At 62.8% G+C, this 21,726-nt stretch carries 21 protein-coding genes and 1 pseudogene; 13 read left to right on the forward strand and 9 right to left on the reverse strand.

Going from position 1 to position 21,726, the window contains the following annotated elements:
• The first annotated feature begins 143 nt into the window (after positions 1-143).
• From HSR122_RS06615 to HSR122_RS06625, 3 genes are all read left to right on the forward strand, one after another.
• Positions 144-743, forward strand: coding sequence for a response regulator (locus HSR122_RS06615; RefSeq protein WP_229112000.1), 600 nt, complete (start codon positions 144-146; stop codon positions 741-743).
• Between the two features lie 189 nt (positions 744-932).
• On the forward strand, positions 933-1,619 hold the full coding sequence (locus tag HSR122_RS06620; protein WP_229112001.1) for a DUF5518 domain-containing protein: 687 nt from the start codon (positions 933-935) through the stop codon (positions 1,617-1,619).
• A 48-nt stretch (positions 1,620-1,667) separates the two neighbouring features.
• Positions 1,668-2,465 carry a DUF3592 domain-containing protein gene (locus HSR122_RS06625; protein ID WP_229112002.1) on the forward strand — a complete coding sequence of 266 codons (798 nt, stop codon included), beginning with the start codon at positions 1,668-1,670 and terminating at the stop codon, positions 2,463-2,465.
• A gap of 42 nt (positions 2,466-2,507) precedes the next feature.
• Here HSR122_RS06625 and HSR122_RS06630 read toward each other — a convergent pair whose 3' ends face one another.
• From HSR122_RS06630 to HSR122_RS06635, 3 genes and pseudogenes are all read right to left on the reverse strand, one after another.
• Positions 2,508-6,416, reverse strand: a complete 3,909-nt coding sequence (locus HSR122_RS06630) for an adenosylcobalamin-dependent ribonucleoside-diphosphate reductase (protein WP_394355556.1) — start codon at positions 6,414-6,416, stop codon at positions 2,508-2,510.
• Positions 6,408-7,010 (reverse strand): annotated as a pseudogene (locus HSR122_RS15010) (ribonucleotide reductase N-terminal alpha domain-containing protein); the annotation flags it as partial. The gene HSR122_RS06630 and the pseudogene HSR122_RS15010, both read right to left, overlap by 9 nt.
• Before the next feature lie 353 nt (positions 7,011-7,363).
• Positions 7,364-7,948 carry a DUF7344 domain-containing protein gene (locus HSR122_RS06635; RefSeq protein WP_229112004.1) on the reverse strand — a complete coding sequence of 195 codons (585 nt, stop codon included), beginning with the start codon at positions 7,946-7,948 and terminating at the stop codon, positions 7,364-7,366.
• 189 nt (positions 7,949-8,137) lie between these two features.
• Between HSR122_RS06635 and HSR122_RS15015 the strand changes: the two genes are divergently transcribed.
• Positions 8,138-8,353 (forward strand): PKD domain-containing protein, encoded by a 216-nt coding sequence (locus HSR122_RS15015; protein ID WP_394355557.1) that lies wholly within the window; start codon positions 8,138-8,140, stop codon positions 8,351-8,353.
• 218 nt (positions 8,354-8,571) lie between these two features.
• Here HSR122_RS15015 and HSR122_RS06640 read toward each other — a convergent pair whose 3' ends face one another.
• Together HSR122_RS06640 and HSR122_RS06645 are read right to left on the reverse strand one after the other, a co-directional pair.
• Positions 8,572-9,246, reverse strand: coding sequence for a helix-turn-helix domain-containing protein (locus tag HSR122_RS06640; protein WP_229112005.1), 675 nt, complete (start codon positions 9,244-9,246; stop codon positions 8,572-8,574).
• A 131-nt stretch (positions 9,247-9,377) separates the two neighbouring features.
• Entirely contained in the window at positions 9,378-9,521 is a 144-nt protein-coding gene (locus HSR122_RS06645; protein WP_229112006.1) for a hypothetical protein, read from the reverse strand.
• A gap of 84 nt (positions 9,522-9,605) precedes the next feature.
• On the opposite strand from HSR122_RS06645, the gene HSR122_RS06650 reads away from it, so the two are divergent.
• The 6 genes from HSR122_RS06650 (at position 9,606) to aglJ (ending at position 14,936) form a co-directional block, all read left to right on the forward strand.
• Positions 9,606-10,496: a sulfurtransferase gene (locus HSR122_RS06650; protein ID WP_229112007.1), complete on the forward strand. Its 891-nt coding sequence runs from the start codon at positions 9,606-9,608 to the stop codon at positions 10,494-10,496.
• Positions 10,497-10,636: 140 nt separating this feature from the next.
• A complete protein-coding gene (locus HSR122_RS06655; RefSeq protein WP_229112008.1) occupies positions 10,637-11,341 on the forward strand; it encodes a helix-turn-helix transcriptional regulator in 705 nt (234 codons plus the stop codon).
• Between the two features lie 224 nt (positions 11,342-11,565).
• Positions 11,566-12,039 carry a hypothetical protein gene (locus HSR122_RS06660; protein ID WP_229112009.1) on the forward strand — a complete coding sequence of 158 codons (474 nt, stop codon included), beginning with the start codon at positions 11,566-11,568 and terminating at the stop codon, positions 12,037-12,039.
• Positions 12,036-12,389, forward strand: coding sequence for an SHOCT domain-containing protein (locus tag HSR122_RS06665; RefSeq protein ID WP_229112010.1), 354 nt, complete (start codon positions 12,036-12,038; stop codon positions 12,387-12,389). Before HSR122_RS06660 ends, HSR122_RS06665 begins: the two co-directional genes overlap by 4 nt.
• Before the next feature lie 129 nt (positions 12,390-12,518).
• The gene (locus HSR122_RS06670; protein ID WP_229112011.1) at positions 12,519-13,862 is read left to right on the forward strand and encodes an FAD-dependent oxidoreductase; all 1,344 of its coding nucleotides are present in this window, start codon (positions 12,519-12,521) and stop codon (positions 13,860-13,862) included.
• 81 nt (positions 13,863-13,943) lie between these two features.
• The gene (gene aglJ, locus HSR122_RS06675) at positions 13,944-14,936 is read left to right on the forward strand and encodes an S-layer glycoprotein N-glycosyltransferase AglJ (protein WP_229112012.1); all 993 of its coding nucleotides are present in this window, start codon (positions 13,944-13,946) and stop codon (positions 14,934-14,936) included.
• Here aglJ and HSR122_RS06680 read toward each other — a convergent pair.
• Positions 14,909-15,235, reverse strand: coding sequence for a DUF5789 family protein (locus HSR122_RS06680; protein WP_229112013.1), 327 nt, complete (start codon positions 15,233-15,235; stop codon positions 14,909-14,911). The two genes, aglJ and HSR122_RS06680, sit on opposite strands and share 28 nt — an antisense overlap.
• Before the next feature lie 44 nt (positions 15,236-15,279).
• Positions 15,280-15,621 carry a winged helix-turn-helix transcriptional regulator gene (locus HSR122_RS06685; RefSeq protein WP_229112014.1) on the reverse strand — a complete coding sequence of 114 codons (342 nt, stop codon included), beginning with the start codon at positions 15,619-15,621 and terminating at the stop codon, positions 15,280-15,282.
• Positions 15,622-15,763: 142 nt separating this feature from the next.
• On the opposite strand from HSR122_RS06685, the gene HSR122_RS06690 reads away from it, so the two are divergent.
• Entirely contained in the window at positions 15,764-16,183 is a 420-nt protein-coding gene (locus HSR122_RS06690) for a DoxX family protein (RefSeq protein WP_229112015.1), read from the forward strand.
• A gap of 155 nt (positions 16,184-16,338) precedes the next feature.
• Positions 16,339-18,075, forward strand: a complete 1,737-nt coding sequence (locus tag HSR122_RS06695; RefSeq protein WP_229112016.1) for a rhomboid family intramembrane serine protease — start codon at positions 16,339-16,341, stop codon at positions 18,073-18,075.
• Here HSR122_RS06695 and HSR122_RS06700 read toward each other — a convergent pair.
• Entirely contained in the window at positions 18,072-18,719 is a 648-nt protein-coding gene (locus HSR122_RS06700) for an METTL5 family protein (RefSeq protein ID WP_229112017.1), read from the reverse strand. The two genes, HSR122_RS06695 and HSR122_RS06700, sit on opposite strands and share 4 nt — an antisense overlap.
• 338 nt (positions 18,720-19,057) lie before the next feature.
• Here HSR122_RS06700 and HSR122_RS06705 point away from each other — a divergent pair, with 338 nt between their 5' ends.
• Entirely contained in the window at positions 19,058-19,870 is an 813-nt protein-coding gene (locus HSR122_RS06705) for a proline-rich domain-containing protein (RefSeq protein WP_229112018.1), read from the forward strand.
• Positions 19,871-20,150: 280 nt separating this feature from the next.
• Here HSR122_RS06705 and HSR122_RS06710 read toward each other — a convergent pair whose 3' ends face one another.
• Positions 20,151-21,398, reverse strand: coding sequence for an RNA-guided endonuclease InsQ/TnpB family protein (locus HSR122_RS06710; protein WP_229112019.1), 1,248 nt, complete (start codon positions 21,396-21,398; stop codon positions 20,151-20,153).
• Positions 21,399-21,726 lie beyond the last annotated feature (328 nt).

Raw genomic sequence — 21,726 nt, forward strand, 5'->3', positions numbered from 1 at the left:
CCAGGAGTGGGAGTACAGTAGAACGTGTGGCTAGGTATGCAGAGAAGCCGCTTCGCCCTCCCTTCTAGGTATGCAGACGTTATCGACCCGACTTGTTCCGAAGGCCTATACCGATACGGCCCACATATGGTCGTATTCTGTAGATGGTGGAACCCGGCCCACACGAGAATCTCCAAGTGCTCGTCGTCGACGACGAGCGGGAAGTCGCCGACGCATACGCCCTCCGTCTCCGGGGGTTCTGTGCAGTCGAAACTGCCTACAGCGGCCAGGACGCGCTGTCGGTCATCGACGGCTCGGAGGTAGATATCGTGCTGCTCGACCGGCACATGCCTGATATGTCCGGCGACGAGGTGCTCGCCGAACTCGACGATCGGGAGTATTACGGTCGCGTGATTATGGTGACGGCTGTTGATCCCGATTTCGACGTGCTCGAACTCCCGTTCGACGAGTATCTCTGCAAGCCGGTCGAACGGGAGGATCTGCAGACCGTGGTCGACCAGCAACGCCGGGTCCTTGCCTTTGATACCCTCGGAGAGTACTTCAGCGTCGAGTCGAAACGGGCGGTGATCGAGGCACAGACCAGCGACGAACGACGACAGAACCACGACGGATACGCTGACCTCGTCGATCGCTCCAAACAGCTCCATGAGCGTGCGACGCGACTCCTCGGGGACAAGAACGTGCTCGAACAGTTCCACCGGATCGGACGTGAGCGCTCGGATCGGTCAGCTACCAATCGGTGAAGCTGCGGGCTTTCGCGCTGTTGCCGTATGACTATGGCTATTGATACGGTCGGTTGTAAGTCTGTTCCGGATCGATCGCCTCCGTTATGCGATCGTACCGGTAAATCGTTACAGCAGTCACTGCGATCTCGTTTCACGTCCCGAAACACTGTGGGCTGTTTTACTGTTGGCCCCCTCGTTCGTGATAACATGGAGACTGCCACACACTCCACGTCGAGAACAGACGCGGAAACGCGCGTCGCGTTCAGTCCCGTAGTCGACTGGATCGTCGGCGCGATACTCGGTCTCGTCGGGCTTTTCACCGGCGGTACCGGTGCGGTGATTTACTCCGAGATAGACAGAGCGAGCGCGGTAGAGTTCGTGAACGATGCCGATATACAGACGGACGTGTTCACCGACGCAGAACTCGTCGACGCGCTGGTGGCCGTGGGAGAATGGCTCGGTATCGGGCTCGTCGCTGCCGGCGTGCTGACCGTGGTCGCAGGGGTCGCGCTCGTCGTTTTCCATCGCCAGGCCCGAGCGGCAGGCGAACCGACGCAGCGATGGATGCTCGGTCTCGTCGGCGCGGTCGTCAGTGTCGTCACCGGGTTTCTGATCGTTTCGCCACTGCTCGGCGGCGGGGTCGCGAGCTACCTCGATCCGGTCGAACACCGGAGCGGATTCCGGACGGGTGCTCTCGCCGGCGTCTTCGCCGTCGTCCCGGTGCTCGTGGTCGTGCTCTTCGGAATCGTTGGAGCGTTTGCTGGCCTCTCCGGTGAGCTGGTAACGGCTATCGCCGGACTCCTGGCCGGCACTGCGGTGCTGTATCTCCTGTACTTTGTCGGCTTGAGCGCGGTCGGCGGCTACGTCGGCGCGTGGATCGCGTCAGAAGGCTAAAGCGGACGCCATTCGATTCAAGACCCCACACTCCAAACGCCTCAACCGATGAGATGGTCCGTCCGAGGGGTGCCGATCACTGTCGAGCACACGTACCGGTTCCAGGGCACTGAGTACACGAGCCGACAGGTGTTCCCTGGACGAATTAGCCCCATGTACGTCCTCCGGAGCGATGCGGCGGCGGTCATCGAACCGTACGAACCGAACGCGACAGCGACCGCTTACGTCGATCCAGACGCGCCGAGTCAGGCGTTTCTCGAACGCCGGACGGTGCGCATGCCCTTCGTATACGTCGGATTCGGTGGTCTGCTCGCCCTCTTGACGACGCTTCACGCTATCGGTGCGCGCAACCCCGGTCAGGACACGGAGTTGCGACTGGGGGACGAATACGGGTCGACACGTGACGAAACACTGCTGGGATTCGATCTCGGCACGATAAACAGTCTCAGTAAGTACCTCATGCTCGGCTCGCCGGTCGTTCTCGCGCTATCGCTCGTCGGGACAGTGTATCTCACATACCGGGCCGAACCGTCGTCGGTACAGGCCGAGATCACGGACCCGATCGGAGTTACGGCTGTCGGTGCTTTCGTCGCTGCGCTCGGGCTGATCGCCGGACTCGCACTCTATACTGCCTGGTCGTTCAGCGAGTACCGTCGACTCCGCGAGCGGATTCCACAGCCACGGCCCCCGAGTCCGTTCAGACATCCATCACGGCTCGTCACGATTCTCTACACCAGCGACGGCCTCGACACGTACGGGAAGCGAGTGAAGCTGACGGGGTTTGCCGGAGTTGTGACGGTGTTTATCGCCGTAATTCTCGCCCTCGTGCTCGTCTGGGGAGCGTAGCCGGAAAACCGACCGGCGCGACAGATCGCTACGAAGTCGGACCTAACACTCGCTCCAGCCGCAGTTCTCGCAGGTCTTGCAGCCTTCAGAGTAGTACAGCGACATCGAGCCACACTCCGGACACTCGGGGCTCTCGCCGTTCTCGATGAGTTTCTGCTGGTCGTCAGTGGTCGCCTCGTCCGCGGCGGCCGCACCGCCGTCAGTCGACCGGGACCCGGCGTCCGCTTGGGGGTCCTCGACCTCGTCTTCGAGTTCGGTCAGGTTCTGCTGCTGAGGGTAGGCCCGCTCGATATCGTTGTCCAGATACCGACGCATCGCGGTGCCGATGGCGTCGGGGATTGACTGGATCTGTTCGCCCTTGTCCCAGGCGACTTTCGGCGAGCGGATGCCCTGCAGTTCGTCGGCGATCTCCTCGGGGTCGACGCCGCTGCGCAGCGCCGTCGAGATGGTCTTGGCCAGCGCCTCGGTGAACGACGCGGTGAATCCGCCTGAGTTGCCGATATTGGCGAACAGCTCGAACGGTCGGCCGTCCTCGTCTTCGTTGATGTTGACGTACAGCTTCCCGTAGCCGGTATCGATCCGCTGGGTGACGCCGTGGAGGACATCCGGCCGCGGACGTTTCTGGGCGTACTCGGTCGTCTCGCCGTCGGCCACGCCGAGCAAGTCCTCGATGGACTCCTCCAGCGCGGCCTGGACTTCCTCGCTCTCGAGGAAACCCTCGATCCCGTCGAAGACCTCCTCGATCTGGGCGACGATCTCCTCGCGGTCCATGTCGGCGAACTCGGTGTTCTGGGCGCGGGTCGTCAGCACCTGCTTCGACCGGGTTCCGTCCCGGTAGTAAGTGACACCCTTGCCGCCGTGCTCGTAGATGTACTCGAAGGATTCCTTGGCGTCCTCGACGGTCGAATCGTTCGGGGCGTTGACAGTTTTGCTGATCGCCGAGTCCACCCCGTCCTGTAGAGCGCACTGGATCGACGCGTGCTGTTTGGGATCCAGGTCGCCGGTCGTGACGAACAACTCGCCGATGGCGTCCGGGACCGTCGAGAGGCCGTCGATGCCGTCGAACTCGTTTTCGGCCATCTGCTCCTGGGCTTCTTTCTTGACAGCCTCGACGTCGATGTCGTTCTTCTCCAGCACCCGGAGGAAGTAGTCGTCGAACTCGACGAGCATCTCGTCGCCCTGGACGTCGTCGGAGACGTTCTTATAGTAGGCGACGTTGTAGATGGGCTCACAGCCGCCCGTAGTGTTGCCCACCATGCTAGTCGTTCCCGTGGGCGCGATCGTCGTGGTGTTGTGGTTGCGGATCGGGAAGCCGTCGGCCCACTCGTCGGCGTCTAGGCCGGTGTGGTGTTCGAACCAGTCGGCGTACTCGGTCGGGTCGGCGTACTTCGAGTCGTCCCACTCCTCGAAGGTTCCGCGCTCCTCGGCCAGTTCGTGTGAGACCCACTTCGACTCGTGGTTGATGTGGGTCATTAGCCGCCGCGCGACCCTGTCGGAGACGTCCTCGCCGTATTTCATCCCGAGCTGGACGTACAGCTGGGCAAGCCCCATGATGCCCATCCCGATCTTGCGCATCTCTCGGACCGTCTGTTCGATCTCCGGGACGGGGAAATCGGACATCGTGACGACGCCCTCAAGGAAGCGAGTCCCGGTCTCGATGCGGTAATCGAACTCCTCCCAGTCGATCGCCTCCTCGAGGAAGGCGTCGATCGCTTCGTCGGTCGAGTCGTACTTGTCGGCGTGCGCCTCCGACCAGACGCGCCAGTCAGGGGCCTCCTCGTCGACCAGCGTCGAGAGGTTGATGTGTCCGAGGTTGCAGGCCTCGTACTCCTCCAACGGTTGCTCGCCACAGGGATTTGTTGCAAGCATTCGATGGTCTGGATTTTTTTCCACATCGAATGAATGTTCCTCGTTTGCGCGTTCGAGATAGACGACGCCGGGTTCACCGTTCTCGTGAGCACCTTGGATGATATGGTCCCAGACCTCCTCGGCGGGCACCGACAGCACTTCGCCGACCTCGACGTACTCGCCGAGGCCGAACATGTCGTACAGCTCTTTGGTCTCTTCGGTCGTGACGTGCGGCTCGCCCGTCCGCGGGTTGGTGAAGGTGAATTCCTCGCCCTCCTCCAGCGCCTCCATGAAGTCGTCGGTGATCCCGACGGAGATGTTGAAATTCGAAAGGTGGCCCTCGACGGCGTTTCGGAGGTGTTCGGGGACGCGACCGTCCTCGTCGATCAACTCGCGGGCTTCTTCGAGCGCCTCTTCGAAGGAGTTGTGCGTGAAATCGTCAGGGTCGTTCAGGCGAAGCGTCTCGGCCAGCGAGACATCCTTGTTCTTGGCGTGGATGAACTGGATGACGTCTGGATGGGAGACCCGCATAACGCCCATCTGGGCGCCCCGTCGCGCACCACCCTGTGCGATCGTCTCGCACATCTGGTCGTAGGTCCGCATGAACGTGATCGGCCCGGACGCGATCCCGCCGGTCGAGCCGACTGCATCGCCGTAGGGTCGGAGCTTCCAGAAGGCATAACCCATGCCACCGCCGCTGTTGTGTGAGACGACTGAACTCGCAACGTATTCGTGGTCATCGGCGACGGTAACGTCGTAAACGGTGTCCGTTCCGGCATCTTCGACAGCCTCGACCTGCACATGCCAGGTCGATCCCTCGCGTGTGCCGACGCTCGGTCCTTCGGAGTCGATCGCGGAGAGTGTCTCCGCCATCGTCTCCTGGCGGTCGTCGACGAACCCGATCGACTCGATGAACCGTTCGAGACCTCGCTCGCCGGTTGGACCGACGTTGTAGTAGTCGCGCTCGTCGGTGTCGTACTCCCACTGGATCGCTGGCACGCCGAGACCGAGCAACAACTGCTGGACGTCCTCAACCAGATCCTCCGAGGCACTCCACAGTCGCGGGTAAACGTCTTTCTGTAGCCCTCCGTCGGTCGAGAACAGCCCTCGAAGGAACGCGCCGATCGTCTCCCGGTCGGCCTCCCAGACTTCGCTCGGAACCGAAGCGGCGGTCGCGTCCGGCTTGGCGTCTCCGAAATTGGCGAGCCACCAGCGCTTGATCTCGTGGCTGTGCAAGACAGCCTCGTAGCAACCGTCGTCCCACCGCCAGTCCAGCCCGACATCGAAGATGTCCCGGGAGAGTCGGTCAGCGTGCTCAAGCGTTTCCTCCCGTCTGAGGTGGAATCGAATTCCGTCTTCATGTTTCGAGCCGTCGCCGACCCACATGCCGACGAGTTCCGCGAGTTCGGGCGTGAACTCGGTCGGCTGCGTGACGGTCTTGACAGCGTCTCCGTTCGCCTCGAGCGATCGGGTCTCGCGGAACCGGGCGACACTGCGGGTCGATACACCTAGTTCCCGAGCGATCTCACCGTCGGAGTGGCCGTCGTCATAGAGCGTCTCGAACTCGGTCTCGTCGAAGCTCACGCTCCCGCCGGATCGGCCACCGCTCCCGTTGGGATCAAGCCCGAGTTCGAGCGAGCGACGGCGCTGGATCGTCGAGGGCGAGCTGTCGAGTCGGTCCGCGATCTCGTAATCGCTGAGTCCGTCCGCGTGGAGTTCGAGGATATCGTCGTTCGAGACCGTTCGGTTTTCGGACCACTGTGCCCCGCCAGCGACGGTCGTGAGTTCCGGTATCGCGTCCTCGCTGTCGATCCAGCCGAGCCGCAGCGAGAGGGTGTCTCCGGCCTCGATCTGATCGATCCGCGTCCACGAGCCGTCAACGAGTAGCTCGTGGTTCGGAGTCCCTGTCAGTTCGATTCCGGCCGCCGTCTCGATTCGACTGACCGGCGAGTTATTGTATGCGTGGGTTTCTTCGACGTTCCGGACGTCATGGTCGTCCCCATCACGCTGGACGATCCGGTCGCCGGGCTCGACATCAGCTACGGAGACGACGCCCTTGTCCTCTACATAGACCTGCGTGTCCTCGGTGAGACACTGGAACACCTGTGCGGCCTCCTTGGCGGTCTGGTGGATGTCGTCGATGTCGTCTTCGGGCGAATCGACGAAACAGGCCGAAAGCTGCTGGAGTTCGTCGCCGGCGTTCATCAGCGTCGGTGAGTTCGGCATGAACGAAAGCTGCTCCATCATCTCCTGGTACTCGGCGGCAGTCTCCTCGACGTGCTCGCGGACATCGGCGGGCAGCTCGGGCACGATCGTCTCGTAGGCGAACTTGTTGACGTTGTAGCGAGTCAGCGTCGTCTCGGCGTCGTCGTCGACGGTTGTCCCCTTGCCGAAGACCTCTTCGGCGAGTTCGTCACGCCGCGGATGGTCGGGCTTCAGTTGCTCTGGCGTGACCGTAATCTCGACGTCTTCCTGGCGGGCCTCGAAGACCGCCTCCGCCAGCGCGACGTTTTTCGCGACACGTTCGAAGAGATCCTCCTGGGATTCGACGAGTTCCCCGTCGGCGTCCTGACGGAGATACCGCGCCGGCAGGATGTTGTGATAGGCGTTCGAGGTGAGTCGCTCCTCGAGGCTGGTGCCGGTGGTGCGCTTGATCGGCAGCGAAATCTCGTCCGCAGAGAGGTCCTGCTGGCTCACGCGTCGGCCCTCCCAGCGGTATCTCCCCGTCGTCGGTCGATACGAGTCGTGAAATGGGTCCGTGTACGAATCATCTGTGACGGAAGTGCGTTACTTGTGGGTTCCTAATGAACCCGTCGCCTCGCTATTTGGCTTCCCGTGAGATACCTGTCGCTGGACGTATCTTTCTCGGTCGAGTGCGCGCCCCACGGGTGTATAGCGTACGCGAACAACGAAGGGGCGGAACGCTAATAAACGTGAGTAGACCGGAGTGAAAGTGAAACTGACGACGCCTGACCTCGGGATAGCGGTCGGGTCCCCAGCGGAAACAATCGGGTGTTCCGAAGCAGAAGTGGCCGGCGGACGCGGCGTCACTACCGAGCGACGCTCCAGGCGTGCGCTGTCGTGCAGGCGACGACAGCCAGCAACACTCCGAGCAGGACGAACTGTACGACCAGTGTCGAAGGCGTGAGCAGCCAGCTTCCGGCGAGCGCGAGCGCGCCGACACCCACCACGGCGGCGTAGTACCGGGGCCAGCGGCGGGTCGTCGGCTGTCGCGCGAGATACGGTTGCAACTGGGCAGCACGCTCCCTGAGCGTGACCATCCCGCGTGACTTGTCATACGAGACGATGTCCATGTCATCGAGTTTCGGTAGATGACATTGATAGAGCGCGACGTAGACCCGCTTTCGTTCCGCGTACGAGATCTCGTCGGTCGTCTTGTCGTTTTCGTCCGCGGCGATCCGCTCGGCCAGGTCGCCGATCTCGAGCTGTTTGTCTGCCGCGTCCAGATATCGCAAGGCACGACGGCGACGGGCGTTTTTCAGCGCGTCGAAGATCGTATCTAGCGAGAGCGCTTCGGCATCCGCGTCTGTCTCAACCCCGGCGTCCTCCGGTTCGATCGTCTCTCTGGAAACAGAGGTCGACAGGTCCCCCGGCGAAGAAGTCGCTTCACTCATCCCACCACCCCGCGTCTCGCTCGCCGACCACGACCGGTTCGAAATCCACTGATAGTGACCGTTGTACGTCCCTTCCGGATCGACCGTACGAAGCCGTGCGGTCGCACCGGGAAATCGGTACAACGGCCGCTATGATACCACCCCTTTTGAACCGCTACTGACTGATACCGCCCCTTTTGAACCGGCCTACTGACCGGCGCGTTCGACGCCTCGGCCAGCAGTGATCCGGGCGCGGACAACCTGACCTACGAGTGGGACCTTGACGGCGACGGCGAGTACGACGCGACCGGCGTCCAGCTCGACCACCGGTACAGGAGCGAAGGGACCTACGACGTCACGCTGCGGGTCAGCGACGGCGACGGTGGCGTCGACGCCGATACGATCGACGTGACCGTCGAGTCGTGAGCTGGTCGCGATACCGTTTCGGACTCGCCGGGGCGCCCTCGGACCGCTCGGTCGGGCACGGAAGACGTGGGAAGGGACAGGGGAAAGCAAGACGGGGCGGGAGCACGAACCCTTCCCGTGCTTTCCAGCGCGGAAAGCGCTCCCTTCTAGGCGGGCACACCTATTGGACTCTCCCGTTGGAGTATCAAACACACTATGAGGCGCAGTCGACGACGAGTTTACGGGCCAGCGTCTCGCGACGTATCGGATTCGAGCTCCTCGGAGAGGGCCCGATGGCCGAGCCGTTTGGTCGCCCGCCGAAGCCGTGCCGAGACCGCCTGATCTGAGATGCCGAGTTCGTCCGCCAGCTCTGACATCGTCGTCCGTCTTGGCACGTCGAAGTATCCGCGCTCCAGCGCGAGCGCGATCGTCCGGCGCTGGCAGGGGCTGAGCAGCTCACTCGCGTGTCCCCCGGCCGAGTCGCTGAGTATCCGCTCGATCGATGTCGAGATATCGTGCTCCGAGCAACGTCGCTGGAAGCGGCTGACGTCATCGCGCGTGTCGAATCTGAGATGGAAATGCCACCGGTTTCCGACGCCCTTCGCCTGCAAGACCGCAGCACCGACTGCTTCGAGACACCGTAAAAACGGGTCAGACTCGGCTTTCCAGTCGATCCGGTACAGGAGCTCGCCGCTTTCTCGCTCAAGAAACTGGAACGATTCGGCGACGGCGTGTCGCTGCAGCGCCTCCTCGAACGTCGCTTGCTCGGGGACGTTCACCCATACGTAGCGGAACGTCCCCGAGCCGACCGGAACGATCTGCTCGAATCGGACCCGGACCTCGGAAGCAGCGTTCAACGCCGCTCCGAAGGAGAGTTCCGATTGCGGGAGCGACAGTTCCAGTAAGACGGTCATGGGTCACCTACCACTGGCTGTCCGCGGAATTGAAGACGTTCGACAGGCGGGGATTCAGGATCATCGGTATGTGTCCCCCATCTCAAAACGTACTCGTGCATTAGTTATAAAACCTACAGTTGCGGACATTCTCACTCGTTGTCGGCCGCAGTCCGGGACTGCCGGCGAGCGACGGCCACGTCCGGGACGTCGCGGCGATTTTCACCCGGACTGGCGACGGCCAGCAGCGGGCGGTTTCCGGGAAAATCGCGCCGTTCGGTCCGAGTGACTGCCATCGCGCCGAACGTCCCGTCACGAACGACGGCAAAGTTACACACTATTGATGTGTTTATCCGGGAGGCGGCCATACGGGAGAGCGTATGACAGAACACGGCGTCGACGCGCTCGTGACGGCGGACTGGGTCGAAGATCACCTCGAGGAGTTCCAGGCGGACGATCCGGAGTATCGGCTCGTCGAGATCAACAACCCGACGGTCACTGCGGACTCGGAGTACACGCCGTACGAAGACGGGCATATCCCGGGCGCGACCTTCTTCCACTGGGAAGAGGACCTCAGCGATCCGGTGGCGCGGGACATCTTGGACAAGGGGTCTTTCGAGACGCTGAACGGCGAGGCGGGGATCACCGAGGACTCGACAGTCGTCCTCTACGGCGGCGGGCGGGTCCCGAACTGGTTCGCGCTGTTCGGCTACTGGGAGTACAAGTACTTCGGCCACGAGGACGTTCGCGTCCTCGACGGCGGGAAGACCTACTGGGTCGAGAACGACTACCCGCTGACGACGGGGGTTCCGGAGTTCACACCCCAGGAGTACAACGCGCGGGGGCCGTTCGAGAACATCCGGGCGTACAAGTCCGACGTCGAGCAGGCGATCGACTCCGGCGTGCCGCTGGTCGACGTTCGCTCGCCGGAGGAGTTCACCGGTGAAGTCATCGCCCCCGAAGGACTGCAGGAGACCGCCCAGCGCGGCGGTCACATCCCCGGCGCGAGGAACGTTCCGACGACCTCGGTCCTGAACGACGACGGGACGTTCAAGAGTCCCGACGAGCTGCGGGCCCTGTACGAGGAAGTCGGGATCGGGGAGGATCAGTCGGTCATCACCTACTGCAGAGTCGGCGAACGCTCCTCGATCGAGTGGTACGTCCTGCACGAGCTGCTGGGCTTCGACGACGTCGAGAACTACGACGGCTCCTGGACCGAGTGGGGCAACACCATCCGCGCCCCGATCGAGACGGGCGAGAGCAAGCAGTAGTCGTACCGTCGACACCCGACGTTTTCCCGGAGCGGATCGACGGACTCGACGGACCTGATCGACCACGCCGGCCATTGTTTCGCCCGATCGGGCCTCGCCAGGCCGACAGCGTTAGAAGTGCCAGTCGTGTAGCACCCATTATGGATCAGCAGACGTCGGACAGGATCGTCGCGGTCGCAGTCGCGACCGTGCTTGTCGGCGGTGGCGTGCTCACCTGGCAGGCGATCCAGCAACGGCAGACGAGCCACGGGATGATGGGCTCGATGATGGACGGATCGAGCTCGATGGGCGGCACCGATCCGATCGTCTACGCTGTCGGGACGGTTCTCGCGGTTGCGCTGTTGGTCGGGTTCTACGCGATCGTGCGCAGTGCGGCCGGCCAAGCGAGCGACGCTTCCGTCGCCGGAACGCGGACGGACGTGACCGGACGACCGTCTGCCGGCATCGGGGAGTCGACGGCGGTCGAAAACGCCACAAGCGAGACAGGAGACGCGACACGCGCGCCCGACTCGGAGGGCGAGTCAGACGGGACGGCACAGCAGACGATCGGGGCCCGGTCGGAACAGGACGGCCCCGACGATGGACCGACGGACGGCGACGGCACACCGACCAGCCGGGTGCTGGAGCTGCTGCCCGACGACGAGCGCCGGATCCTCGAGCCGGTCGTCGAGTCGCCGGGGATCACCCAGATCGCGCTCCGGGACCGATCGAACTTCTCGAAGAGCAAGGTGAGCCAGACCGTCTCCGAACTCGAAAAGCGCGGCCTGCTCTACCGGGAGAAGCAGGGCCGAACCTATCGGGTCTATCCGGGCGACGACCTCGCGGATCGGCACGAGGACTCATAATGACCGTTGGAAGTCCCTTCCGGATCGACCGCATGAAGCCGTGCGGTCGCACCGGGAAATCGGTACAACGGTCACGATCGCGCGAAAACTGCCGCCACGAACGATCCTGCGCCTCAAAAACGCTCTTATCGTCGTATAAACGTTCTCAGACGATTTGAGACGTTCGTTTAGACCCACGGGCATAACCAGGGAACTCCCGTAGGAAGGGGTGAGGAGATCACACGATGACAGATCGAACCGATCGCTGGCTACTCCTGGTGATCGCACTGATCGGCGTTGCACTGCTCGTTCCGGCTGTCAGTGCACACGGGACGAACCAGAGCGACTGGACGGACTGGATGCAAACGACCTGGGGCGGCGACGCTCCGGACGACCTCGGCCCCCATGCGCAGGCGCGCGGTCACGGACCACACGGCGGCCACTACGGTCCGGGCTACGGACCGGCTGATGGCGAATACGCGAACGAGAGCCAGTACGGCCCGCACGTGCATCGCCACGGGCCACACGTACAGGGACAGTATCACGGAGCCGACGCGAACGGCACGTACTATCCGGGCCCACCGACCGAGAACGACACGTACGACACCGGGAACAGCACGTACTACACGAGTGATCGCCACGCGAACGATACCACGTACCGCGGTGCGGGGACAGATGGCGAACGGCGCTACCGCGGCGGTCCGGGGGGATGCCATTGACTGATGTCCCTCCCCGCTCGCGGGTCAGTCGGTGGGTCGGCGTCGCCGTCGGCACCGTCGCGGTACTGACGGCGCTGACGCTCCCGGCCACCGCCCAGCATGGTTCCGGAGCGATGGGCGGCGGTGGCGTCGGCTGGTTCGGACTCGGGCCGCTGCTGTGGATCGTGGTCGTCGGCGCGATCGTCGCGCTGGTCGCCGGATACGCCCGACCGGACCGCTCGACAGGAGCCAGGCTCCGCTCCGGACCGGACGACGCGCTCGCTGCTCTCCGCGAACGGTACGCCCGCGGCGAGCTCTCCGACGAGGAGTTCGAACGGCGACGACAGCGTCTACTCCGCGACGAACAGTGACGCGTCGACTCGCGAGCACTATCTGATTATCACGGTAATCCCAACGTACCCGAAAGATAGTAGCGATTTAGTGTGCTCGGCCCGCCTGTGGGAACGAAGAACGATTACCGGGGCAACTCGGATGATACCATGGATCAGGAATACGATATTATCGTCGTCGGCGGGGGCATCAGCGGCGCGTCGCTGCTGTATACGATCGCGAAGTTCACAGATGTCGAGCGCGTCGCGCTCATAGAGAAGGAGGACGAGATCGCAGCGATCAACTCCCACGTCACGAACAACTCCCAGACGCTGCACTTCGGGGACATCGAGACGAACTACACCTTAGAGAAAGCCGAGTCGGTCAAGCGCGGGGCCGAGATGGTCGCGGGCTATCTCGAGAACCACGACCCCGACGGGGAGATGCATAGCAAGCGCTCGAAGATGGTGCTCGCGGTCGGCGACGACGAGGTCGAGAAGCTCCAGTACCGATACGACGAAGAGGGGTTCGGCGACCTGTACCCGAAACTCGAGGCGATCGGCCGCGAGCGCATCGCCGAAATCGAGCCGAAGGTCGTCGAGGGGCGCGAGCCGGGGACCGACCTGCTCGCGTTGCACACGCCCGACGGCTACACCGTCGATTACGGCGCGATATCGAAGTCGTTCGTCGAACAGGCCCAGGAGGAAGACGGCGTCGACGTCTACACCGGGACGAAAGTGACCGACATCGACCCGACGATGGACGGGTTCACCGTCGAGACCGACGACGGGACCTACAGTTCCGAGGCCACGGTCGTCGCGGCCGGATCGCACAGTCTGCAGATCGCCAAGGAGATGGGCTACGGCGAAGACATGGCCCTGCTCCCGGTCGCCGGAAGCTTCTTCCTCGCCGAGGAGGGTCTGCTGAACGGCAAGGTGTATACCCTCCAGATGAAGCGTCTGCCGTTCGCCGCGGTCCACGGCGACGCCGACGTCCACGATCAGGGGATCACCCGGTTCGGTCCGACGGCGAAGTTTGTCCCCGGGCTGGAGCGGGGCCGGCTCTCGACGGTCCCGGACTTCCTCGACGTGTTCGGGTTCAGCCCGGCGGCGTTTCTGAGCTACACGAACATCCTCGCCGATCGGGTGCTGTTCCCGTTCGTGCTCAAGAACCTCTTCTATGACGTGCCGAAGGTCGGCAAGGAGGCGTTCCTGCCGCACGTCCAGAAGGTCGTCCCGACCGTCGAGGCCGACGACATCGAGCGCGCGAAAGGTTACGGTGGGATCCGTCCACAGATCGTCGACACCAGCGCGAAGTCGCTTGACATGGGCGAGGCCAAGATCAACGGCCACGGGATCATCTTCAACATCACGCCCTCGCCGGGGGCCTCGACGTGTCTGCAGAACGCGATGAAAGACACGGACCAGCTCGTTGAGTTCCTCGACGCCGACTACGAGTTCGACCGGGACGGCTTCGAGAGCGAGACGATCGACAACTTCCCGCGAGCGGACTGATCAAGCGAGGCTCGTCAGGGGTGTTCGATCCGCCAGCCGAGACCACACACCTTTTTGCACGCCTGCACGGACAGTAGAGTGATGGGCGAGTGGAGCGACGTCTGCGTGCTGGTGCCGACGTACAACGAAGCGGCAGCCATCGGTGACGTCGTCGACGGGTTCCGCGAACAGGGGTTCGAACACGTCCTCGTGATGGACGGCGGCTCGTCCGACAGGACTCGCGAAATCGCTCGCGAACACGGTGCCGAGGTTCGCCAGCAGACCGGTTCGGGCAAGGGACAGGCGGTCAGAGAGGCGATCGCACTGATCAAGCAGCCGTACGTGCTGCTCGTCGACGGGGACGCGACCTATCGGCCGGAAGACGCGCCGGCGATTCTCGATCCCCTCCTGGACGGCGATGCCGAACACGTCATCGGGAATCGATTCGCGGACATGGAACCGGGCGCGATGTCCCGTCTCAACAGAGTCGGCAACCGACTGATCAACTCGGCGTTCCGGTTCGTCCACGGCCGGGACTTCGCCGACATTCTCAGCGGATATCGGGCGTTTACCACCGAATCTGTCAGGCGGTTCGCGCTGACGGCTGACGGGTTCGGTATCGAGACCGAGATGGCCGTCGAGTGTGTCAAACACGGCGTCCCGACGGAGGTCGTCCCCATAACCTACCAGTCCCGGCCGGACGCGGCCGACACGAACCTCAATCCCTTCCGTGACGGCGCTGTGATCCTGCTGACACTCTATCGGATGGCGAAGACGAACAATCCGCTGTTCTACTTCGGGAGTATCGGCAGTCTGTCGGTACTCGCCGGGATCGTTCTCGGTGCTTACGTCGCCGTCGAGTGGTTCACTCGCAACATATCACACGAGGTCATCGCTATCCTTGCGACGCTCGCGATCATCTTCGGCGTGCAACTGCTGATATTCGGCGTGCTGTCGGACATGATCGTGACGCTCCACCGCGAGCAGCTCCATTTCATCGAACGGGTGGCCAGCGAGGGTCGCCACACCGCGATCGAGGGAGACGACGCCGGAGATGGCAATGCAGGTCAGAACGGAACGAGCGAGCGCAGCTGACTGAGCAGTCCCTTCGGCGAATTTCGGTGATCTTCGAAGACTGGATACAGTTCGTCGAGCAGTTCCTGTTTGGTCTCGAAACGGTCGCGATCGACCGCTTCGAGGACGTCCGCGAGTTCGACTGTGCGGCCCGCGGCGTCGTACGGAACCGATCGGTGGCCCAGTTCCGAGGCGACAGTCTCCCGGTCGGTCGGGAACGAAAGGCCGGCGTCCGAGAGCATTCCATCGAGTGCAACGATCCCGAACTCGACCGACTCCGGTTCGTCCAGATCGTCGTTCGCAGGTGGCCGTACTCCCATCAGACGGGTTCACGGTCCCGAGCGTTGAAAAACCTCCGCCCCGGTCACGCGTCGGGATTGGCGAGCCACTCCTCACCCCACGACTCGATGGCGTCGAACACCGGACACAGCGACTCGCCCTTCTTCGTCAGCCGATAATAGGAAGCGATGGGCGCGTCCTCTTCGAGCCGTCGCGTGACGAATCCCTGTTCTTGAAGGTCATCGAGCACCCGCGAGAGCGTCCGCGCGCTCGCGTCTGTCGCCCGCTTGAGTTCGTTGAACCGACGCTCGCCGTTCTGCAGTTCGTGGAGGACGACCAGTCGCCACTCCGAACCGATCTGTTCGATCGTTCTGACGACCGGACACGGGCCAGCCTGTTCGTCCGTGGTAGTGAGTTCCGATGACATCGACGCTATCTGGTTACGTCTATGTCCGCGAAGCGATATATGGGTTCGGATACAAACCAGGTATTGTCGTGAAAGTCACGCTGTCGAACCGACTGCGAGTCGTATCGAACACGGAACAACCGCCAGCCGGGGGGAGGGCCTGATGGTCTTCGAAGCGGCCGGTGCCGGCGAGGCGTTCCTGCTGGCGCGTGTCCTTTTCGGCCTCGTACTGGCGTTCACCGGAGTCAACCACCTGCTCGATCCGGACGGGATGATCGCCTACAGCCGGGCCAAAGGGATCCCGGCGGCGGAAGTGCTCGTTCCGGCGACCGGCGTCCAGTTGATCGCCGGCGGAATCGGGATCGCGCTCGGCGCGTTCCCCGTGGTCGCCGCCGGTGCAGTCGCCGTCTTCCTGCTCGTGGCGACGCCGACGATGCACGACTTCTGGGCGGTCCCCGAGGAGCAACAGCAGAGCGAGATGACGAGCTTTCTGAAGAACACCGCGCTGCTGGGCGGCGCGCTGGCGTTTCTGGCGCTCGGCGGCGTCGAGTGGCCCTACGCGGTCGGCGTCGGGCTATTCTGAGAGTGTTGCTGTAACGATTTACCGGTGTGACTGCACGTCGTCGTGCGGTCGACCCGGAACGGACGTGCAGCAACTATCATAAGAGTGGCGGTCGTCTCCTCGCCCGTCGTGTCGACACAGGGAATATAAACGGATCGGACACCCACTTTCCGAGTATGTTCGGATGGCTGGGTGAGGCGCCAGTCCTGCAGGGCGGGATCGACGCCGTGCTGGACGCGCCGCCGTGGCCGACGCAACTCCTGCTGGTCGCGGTCGCCGTCCTCTCGGCGCTGGTCTGCTACCGACTGGCCGGCCCGGTTCGGGCGCGGACGAACCGGCTTCGCTCCCGACTGCTGCTGGGCGTCCCGTGGGGAACTGTCCTGACGACGCTGTTCCTGCTCGTCGTCTTCCTGTTCGTCCAGGGAGCCTACAGCGGCGACATCTTCGATCCGCGCCAGCCGGTCACCTACGCGTTCGTGGCCTGGTCCTACGAGTACCCACTCGGCGTGCTCACGGCGTCGTTCAGCCACGGGAGTTTCTCGCATCTGCTCGGCAACCTCGTCGCACTTGCCGTGTTCGGCTCGATAGCCGAGTACGGATATAGCCACTTCCCCACGAAACGTGGCGCTCAGGTCGATTACGCGTCTCGAGCGAGTCCATACGTCCGGCCCCTGCTGTTCGTGGGCGCGATCGCACTTGTCGGGATCGTCACCTCGGCGCTCGTGCCGGGTCCGGTCATCGGGTTCTCGGGCGTCGTCTACGCGCTGGCCGGGTTCGCGCTCGTCGTGCGACCGCTGACGACGGTCGTCGGTCTGCTGTTGACCGACGTGGTGCGGGCGCTCTACGACGCCTTCACGAGCCCGGTAGCGACCTACTCGCCGAGTGTCCGTCACGTCGACGTCTGGTTCGCCGACATCGCCGTGACCGGCCATCTCCTCGGCTTTCTGGTCGGCATGTTGCTCGGGGTCGCGCTGTGGCGACGCCGAAACGAGCGCCCGCGGGCGGCCCGGATCTGGTTCGCTGCCGTGCTGTTCGGGGTCGTCCAGCAACTGTGGCTTGCGTACCTGCCGCTGGGCAACGGCCGGTACGCGCTCTTTCGCGGCGTTGGAGTCGCCTTCGTCTTCTTGCTGGCGGCGGCCGTCGTCGTCACAGCGACCCGGCCGTCTCGACCCGCTCTCCCGTGGCCGTCGCGGCTCCCGGCACGACTCGTCGGTGAGGCCCCGTCTCGCGGGCAGACCGCCGCCGCCCTGCTCGTGACGATCGTCCTCACGCTCTCGCTCGTCGGCGTCGTGACGCACCTCCAGACGGTCGAACCGACCGAACTGCCGAACGATCCCGTGGAGGTCGAGGACTATCAGGTCGGCTATGCCGAGAACGTCACCAACCAGCTGTACTCCGTCGTCGATATCCCCGGACTCGAACAGGCGACGTCGGTCAAATCGAGCGGTGTGATCGTTTACAGCGAGCGACGAAACGTCTGGCAGCTCGCGACCTCGAAATCGGGCCTCGCGTCCCGCGGGTACGCGAGGGTCACGGTCGGCGGCGTCGGCTGGCGCGAGACGGTCGGCGTCACGCGCACGAGCTGGTCGGTCGTCGGCGGCGACGGGACCTACCGCGTGCGGTTGCACCCGCCGGGCGGGCCGGCCAGGCTGGCGTTCGCCTCCGGCCCGGCGACCGCCGAGGCGACGATCGCGAACCGATCGATCACGCTGCGGTCGGCCGGGACGGACTTCGAGGTCGTGGTGAACACCGACAACGAAACGCTCGGCATCGGAGGCCTGCCCGAGTCGGGTGCGAACACAACCGTCGGGGACATCCGGTTCGAGCGCGACGGGAACGACCTCTACGCCAGTTACGACGGCACGCGCGTCCGTGTCGCGAACAAGAAGGTGCCGCCGACGCGACGGGACTAGTCCCGTCTGGAGCGGCTCTCGGACGACGACCACTCGATTCGGAACGCCTCGGCGTCGATCGTCTCACTGTCCGCCGCGTGGAAGTCGAACTGCCGGGGGAGGTCGAGTTCGACCGCGAACGCGTGGGTGACCGTCCCGCCGTTATCGGCCGCGAAGGACTCGACGAACTCGCGACTGCCCGCGTTGTGGATCGAATAGGAGACGGCGGCGATCCCGGCGGTCGTCTCCAGGAACGCGCGGTCGGCGTGCTCGTTGCCCGCCTGTGCGCCGAAGGGCGGGTTCATCACGATGGTCGCGTCGTCGATCGACAGCGGCGGGCGTGTGGCGTCGGCACGGATCCACTCGACTGCGCTGGTCGTCCCGACGCGACGTTCGTTGTCCCGGGCGGTCGCCAGCGGGGCCGGATCGAGGTCCAGCCCGACGACTCGACGCGGCCCGCGCAGCGCAGCCGCCAGCGCGAGCATGCCCGTGCCACAGCCGAGGTCGATTACCGTCCGGTCCTCGATGTCGCCCTGCAGATCCGCCGTGTGGATCAGGCTCGCTGCGACTTCCGGCGGCGTGCGATACTGCTCCAGGGGCGCTCGCGGGTCGTCGAACCCGGCGACGACGCCCAGCTGCTGGGCGAGCGCGCTCTTCGTGACCATTACCTGTAATACACTGTGCGCATTGAAAGATCTGTTGTATGTATAGCGGTAATCGCCCGGAAACCACGGCACCTGCCGGGGCAGAGAATCCCCCGGCTTATACTGCTGGGTATATCAACTAACTAATTATTTTGGCATGTATAAGACGTTCCATCCCCTGCGGGAGACAAGTGCCGCCCCGATCCAATCCACATATATAAATTGCAAAATAAACTCCCTAAGAAGATTTTAAACAGTAAAAACGTTTTTGAGCGAGTCAAAACAGCATTGATAGATGTGGCGAACGGAGTAAACGGGATTCCGGCTTTATGGGTATACGGTCCGGGTTACGAGATGAGATGCACGCGAAACAGCTTCTGACAGTCGCCGTGGCTGCCGTCTTGGCTCTCTCGGTCGTCGGGCCCGCGGCAGCCGCGGATCTAGACGTGTCAGTCACTCAAGACGGAGACGACGTCACTGTCGCAGTGACACAGAACAACAGCAGCGTCGCTGGAGCCGACGTTACTGTCGACGACGGCAACGGGACGTACACGGCGGCCGGAAATTACACGACCGACGATGAGGGCCTTGTCGAACTCTCGGCAACCGAGGAGAACGTCACGGTGGCTGTCACCGCCGCCGTAAACAACACTTCGGCGTCGACGACGACTGAACTGGTCGCCGAATCGATCGTCGAAAACGAGACCGAAAGTGACGAGAACGAGACCGATCGCCCGTTCGATATCGACCTCGGCATCACTGTCGACAACGGGACGGTGGACTACAGTAACGTCACCGTCGACGACAGTAATCCGTTCGGTCTGTACGTCAGTTCGTTCGTGCACACGGTCACGGACGAGAACGTCTCCAGCCCGATGGGCCAGACGGTCGCCTCGTTCGTGACGACCTTCAACCCCGGACAGGGGCCGCCAGAACACGCCGGCCCGCCCGAGAACAAGACGCAGGGGCCGCCAGAACACGCCGGCCCGTCTGAGAACAAGACCCAAGGCCCGCCGGAAAACGTGACCCAAGGCCCGCCCGAGAACAAGACGCAGGGGCCGCCCGAGGACGTCGGACCGTGGAGTGACAACGACGAGGAGAGCGACGAACAGGACGACGAGGAAAGTGACCGCCGACGCGGTCCGCCGGAACACGCCGGGGGCGGCCGATAACACTTAGGGATTAGCGTAGCCGATCAGAGGAACTGTCACTCCGATCGGGAGACCGGATCATCGTTCCCGGGCGAAATCTATGGATTTCTACGCTAATCCCTAACTGTTGGCTGTCCGCTCGTGGGGATCTCCGGTCCCGGGTAACGGAAGCACGAAACATTCGTATCGATCCGTACGGCGTATTTTCACCAACCAGTAAACTACCCCTCCCTACTCCCTCGGCGTAAACGCCTCGGTCCTTGAGGGAGGGGCTTTGATGTGGACTCCCAGCAATCGCCTATCAAACTGCTTGATAGCCGTTGCTGTTCAGCGTCCCACCAGTTATACGCACGTCTACTGGTGCGTCTGCGCTCCCCGACGTGGGCGAGGAACGCAGGCTATGTGTCCGCTTGCGCATATACCGCAACCCAATATTCTTCGCGCCATTATAATCCGCATTGACCTCGTAGCCGCATTTCAGGCACTTGAACTGTTCACCATCACGATTATCCTCGTGTGTAAAGCCACAATCAGTGCGCGAACAGCGTTGACTCGTGTGGTCCGGCTCCACCTGTTCAACCGCGACACCCTGTTCTGGAGCCTTGTACTCAACGTACTCGACAAGCCGACGAAACGCCCAGACGTGATGCCACTCAGCATACGGCAACCGTTCTCGAATGTCGGTTAAGTCCTCAAACACGATTACATCACAGTCGTGGGAAACAGCTTCGTCAACGATTTCGTTGGCGACAGTGTGGATGTACTGTTTCCGCCATGCTCGCTCACGCTTCCCAAGCCGAAGTAACGCATTATGCGCGGCTTGTGTCCCGCGCTGTTGCATCTCTGCCCGGCGTTTCTCGAACTCGTGAATCCAGTGGTCGTACTCGTCACCACTCCAGAACGTCCCAGTTGACGAAACGGCAAGACTGTTCACGCCGAGGTCGATACCGAGGACTGTTTGGTGCCCGGTATCGTCCGAAACCTCGATTTCAACAGCCTCGCCATCGTCGTCCACTTTCCGCGTTGTGATGTGGAAGTAGAACTCGTCACTGGCTTGGTCGTATTGGAGCGTACTTGCCCGAAACTCGTACTCTTCGGACAGGACGTATTCCTCGTAGGGTGTTGGACTGTCTGCTGGTAGTTCAAACTCGAACTCGACTCGTCCGTTGACTGTGGCGAGTGAAATTTTGTTCCGGTAGAACGTCGCACTGCGTTTGTCAAACACGATACTCCACGACGTGAACTCTGGCTTGTTCGTCCGTTTACCCTTTTTCCAGCGGTCTACTCCGCTGTCAACAGCGTGGACGGCACGCCGGATGGCTTCTTGGACGAGGTTCGCGTTAAGGTCTGTTTCGTCTTTGAGTCGGTCGTAGAGCGCATCTCTTGCCTTGCTGTTTGATGTGACGCAGTTTTCGTAATTGGTGTTGTCCCAACAGTAGTCACTGGCTTGGTTTGCGCAGTAGCGGAATTGGTTGGCGGTTTCGTGGAGGTCGTCGTGGTACTCGTCAGGAACGACGAGTTTGACTGGTGCGGTGCGTCGGACCTCCATATTTCAGATGTATATCTGTAGGTACTTAATGGTTGGGAGTCAGACTGCTGTAGTAGCGTGGGTTGGTTGTCTGTGGTGTCGGCTTCCTCTCCGGCCTACTCGCTTGTGCTTCCGACACACGTCGGAAGCCCGTCGCTCCTTGAGGCCGGAGGCTCCGCCTTGAAACTGCTGATAGTGACCGTTGTACCGATTTACCGGTGCGACCGCACGAGGTCGTGCGGCCGATCCGGAAGGGACGTACAACGGTCACTATGACCAGATGGGCGTCGTCCCTCACGCTGATATTTAAATACGGTCACGGGGGGAGACACGGTATGGATCGTTCCGA

It is taken from the genome of Halapricum desulfuricans (assembly GCF_017094525.1).
Classification (GTDB): domain Archaea; phylum Halobacteriota; class Halobacteria; order Halobacteriales; family Haloarculaceae; genus Halapricum; species Halapricum desulfuricans.

Excerpts from the sequence above, each read along its gene's own strand:
- HSR122_RS06700 (WP_229112017.1), bottom strand. The coding sequence starts at position 18,719 with ATGGTCACGAAGAGCGCGCTCGCCCAGCAGCTGGGCGTCGTCGCCGGG.
- HSR122_RS06680 (WP_229112013.1), bottom strand. The coding sequence starts at position 15,235 with ATGGGAGTACGGCCACCTGCGAACGACGATCTGGACGAACCGGAGTCG.
- HSR122_RS06650 (WP_229112007.1), top strand. The coding sequence starts at position 9,606 with ATGACAGAACACGGCGTCGACGCGCTCGTGACGGCGGACTGGGTCGAA.
- HSR122_RS06655 (WP_229112008.1), top strand. The coding sequence starts at position 10,637 with ATGGATCAGCAGACGTCGGACAGGATCGTCGCGGTCGCAGTCGCGACC.
- HSR122_RS06710 (WP_229112019.1), bottom strand. The coding sequence starts at position 21,398 with ATGGAGGTCCGACGCACCGCACCAGTCAAACTCGTCGTTCCTGACGAG.
- HSR122_RS06645 (WP_229112006.1), bottom strand. The coding sequence starts at position 9,521 with ATGGCAGTCACTCGGACCGAACGGCGCGATTTTCCCGGAAACCGCCCG.
- HSR122_RS06705 (WP_229112018.1), top strand. The coding sequence starts at position 19,058 with ATGCACGCGAAACAGCTTCTGACAGTCGCCGTGGCTGCCGTCTTGGCT.
- HSR122_RS06695 (WP_229112016.1), top strand. The coding sequence starts at position 16,339 with ATGTTCGGATGGCTGGGTGAGGCGCCAGTCCTGCAGGGCGGGATCGAC.
- HSR122_RS06625 (WP_229112002.1), top strand. The coding sequence starts at position 1,668 with ATGAGATGGTCCGTCCGAGGGGTGCCGATCACTGTCGAGCACACGTAC.
- HSR122_RS06690 (WP_229112015.1), top strand. The coding sequence starts at position 15,764 with ATGGTCTTCGAAGCGGCCGGTGCCGGCGAGGCGTTCCTGCTGGCGCGT.
- HSR122_RS06635 (WP_229112004.1), bottom strand. The coding sequence starts at position 7,948 with ATGAGTGAAGCGACTTCTTCGCCGGGGGACCTGTCGACCTCTGTTTCC.
- aglJ (WP_229112012.1), top strand. The coding sequence starts at position 13,944 with ATGGGCGAGTGGAGCGACGTCTGCGTGCTGGTGCCGACGTACAACGAA.
- HSR122_RS06660 (WP_229112009.1), top strand. The coding sequence starts at position 11,566 with ATGACAGATCGAACCGATCGCTGGCTACTCCTGGTGATCGCACTGATC.
- HSR122_RS06620 (WP_229112001.1), top strand. The coding sequence starts at position 933 with ATGGAGACTGCCACACACTCCACGTCGAGAACAGACGCGGAAACGCGC.
- HSR122_RS06685 (WP_229112014.1), bottom strand. The coding sequence starts at position 15,621 with ATGTCATCGGAACTCACTACCACGGACGAACAGGCTGGCCCGTGTCCG.
- HSR122_RS06670 (WP_229112011.1), top strand. The coding sequence starts at position 12,519 with ATGGATCAGGAATACGATATTATCGTCGTCGGCGGGGGCATCAGCGGC.
- HSR122_RS06640 (WP_229112005.1), bottom strand. The coding sequence starts at position 9,246 with ATGACCGTCTTACTGGAACTGTCGCTCCCGCAATCGGAACTCTCCTTC.
- HSR122_RS06615 (WP_229112000.1), top strand. The coding sequence starts at position 144 with ATGGTGGAACCCGGCCCACACGAGAATCTCCAAGTGCTCGTCGTCGAC.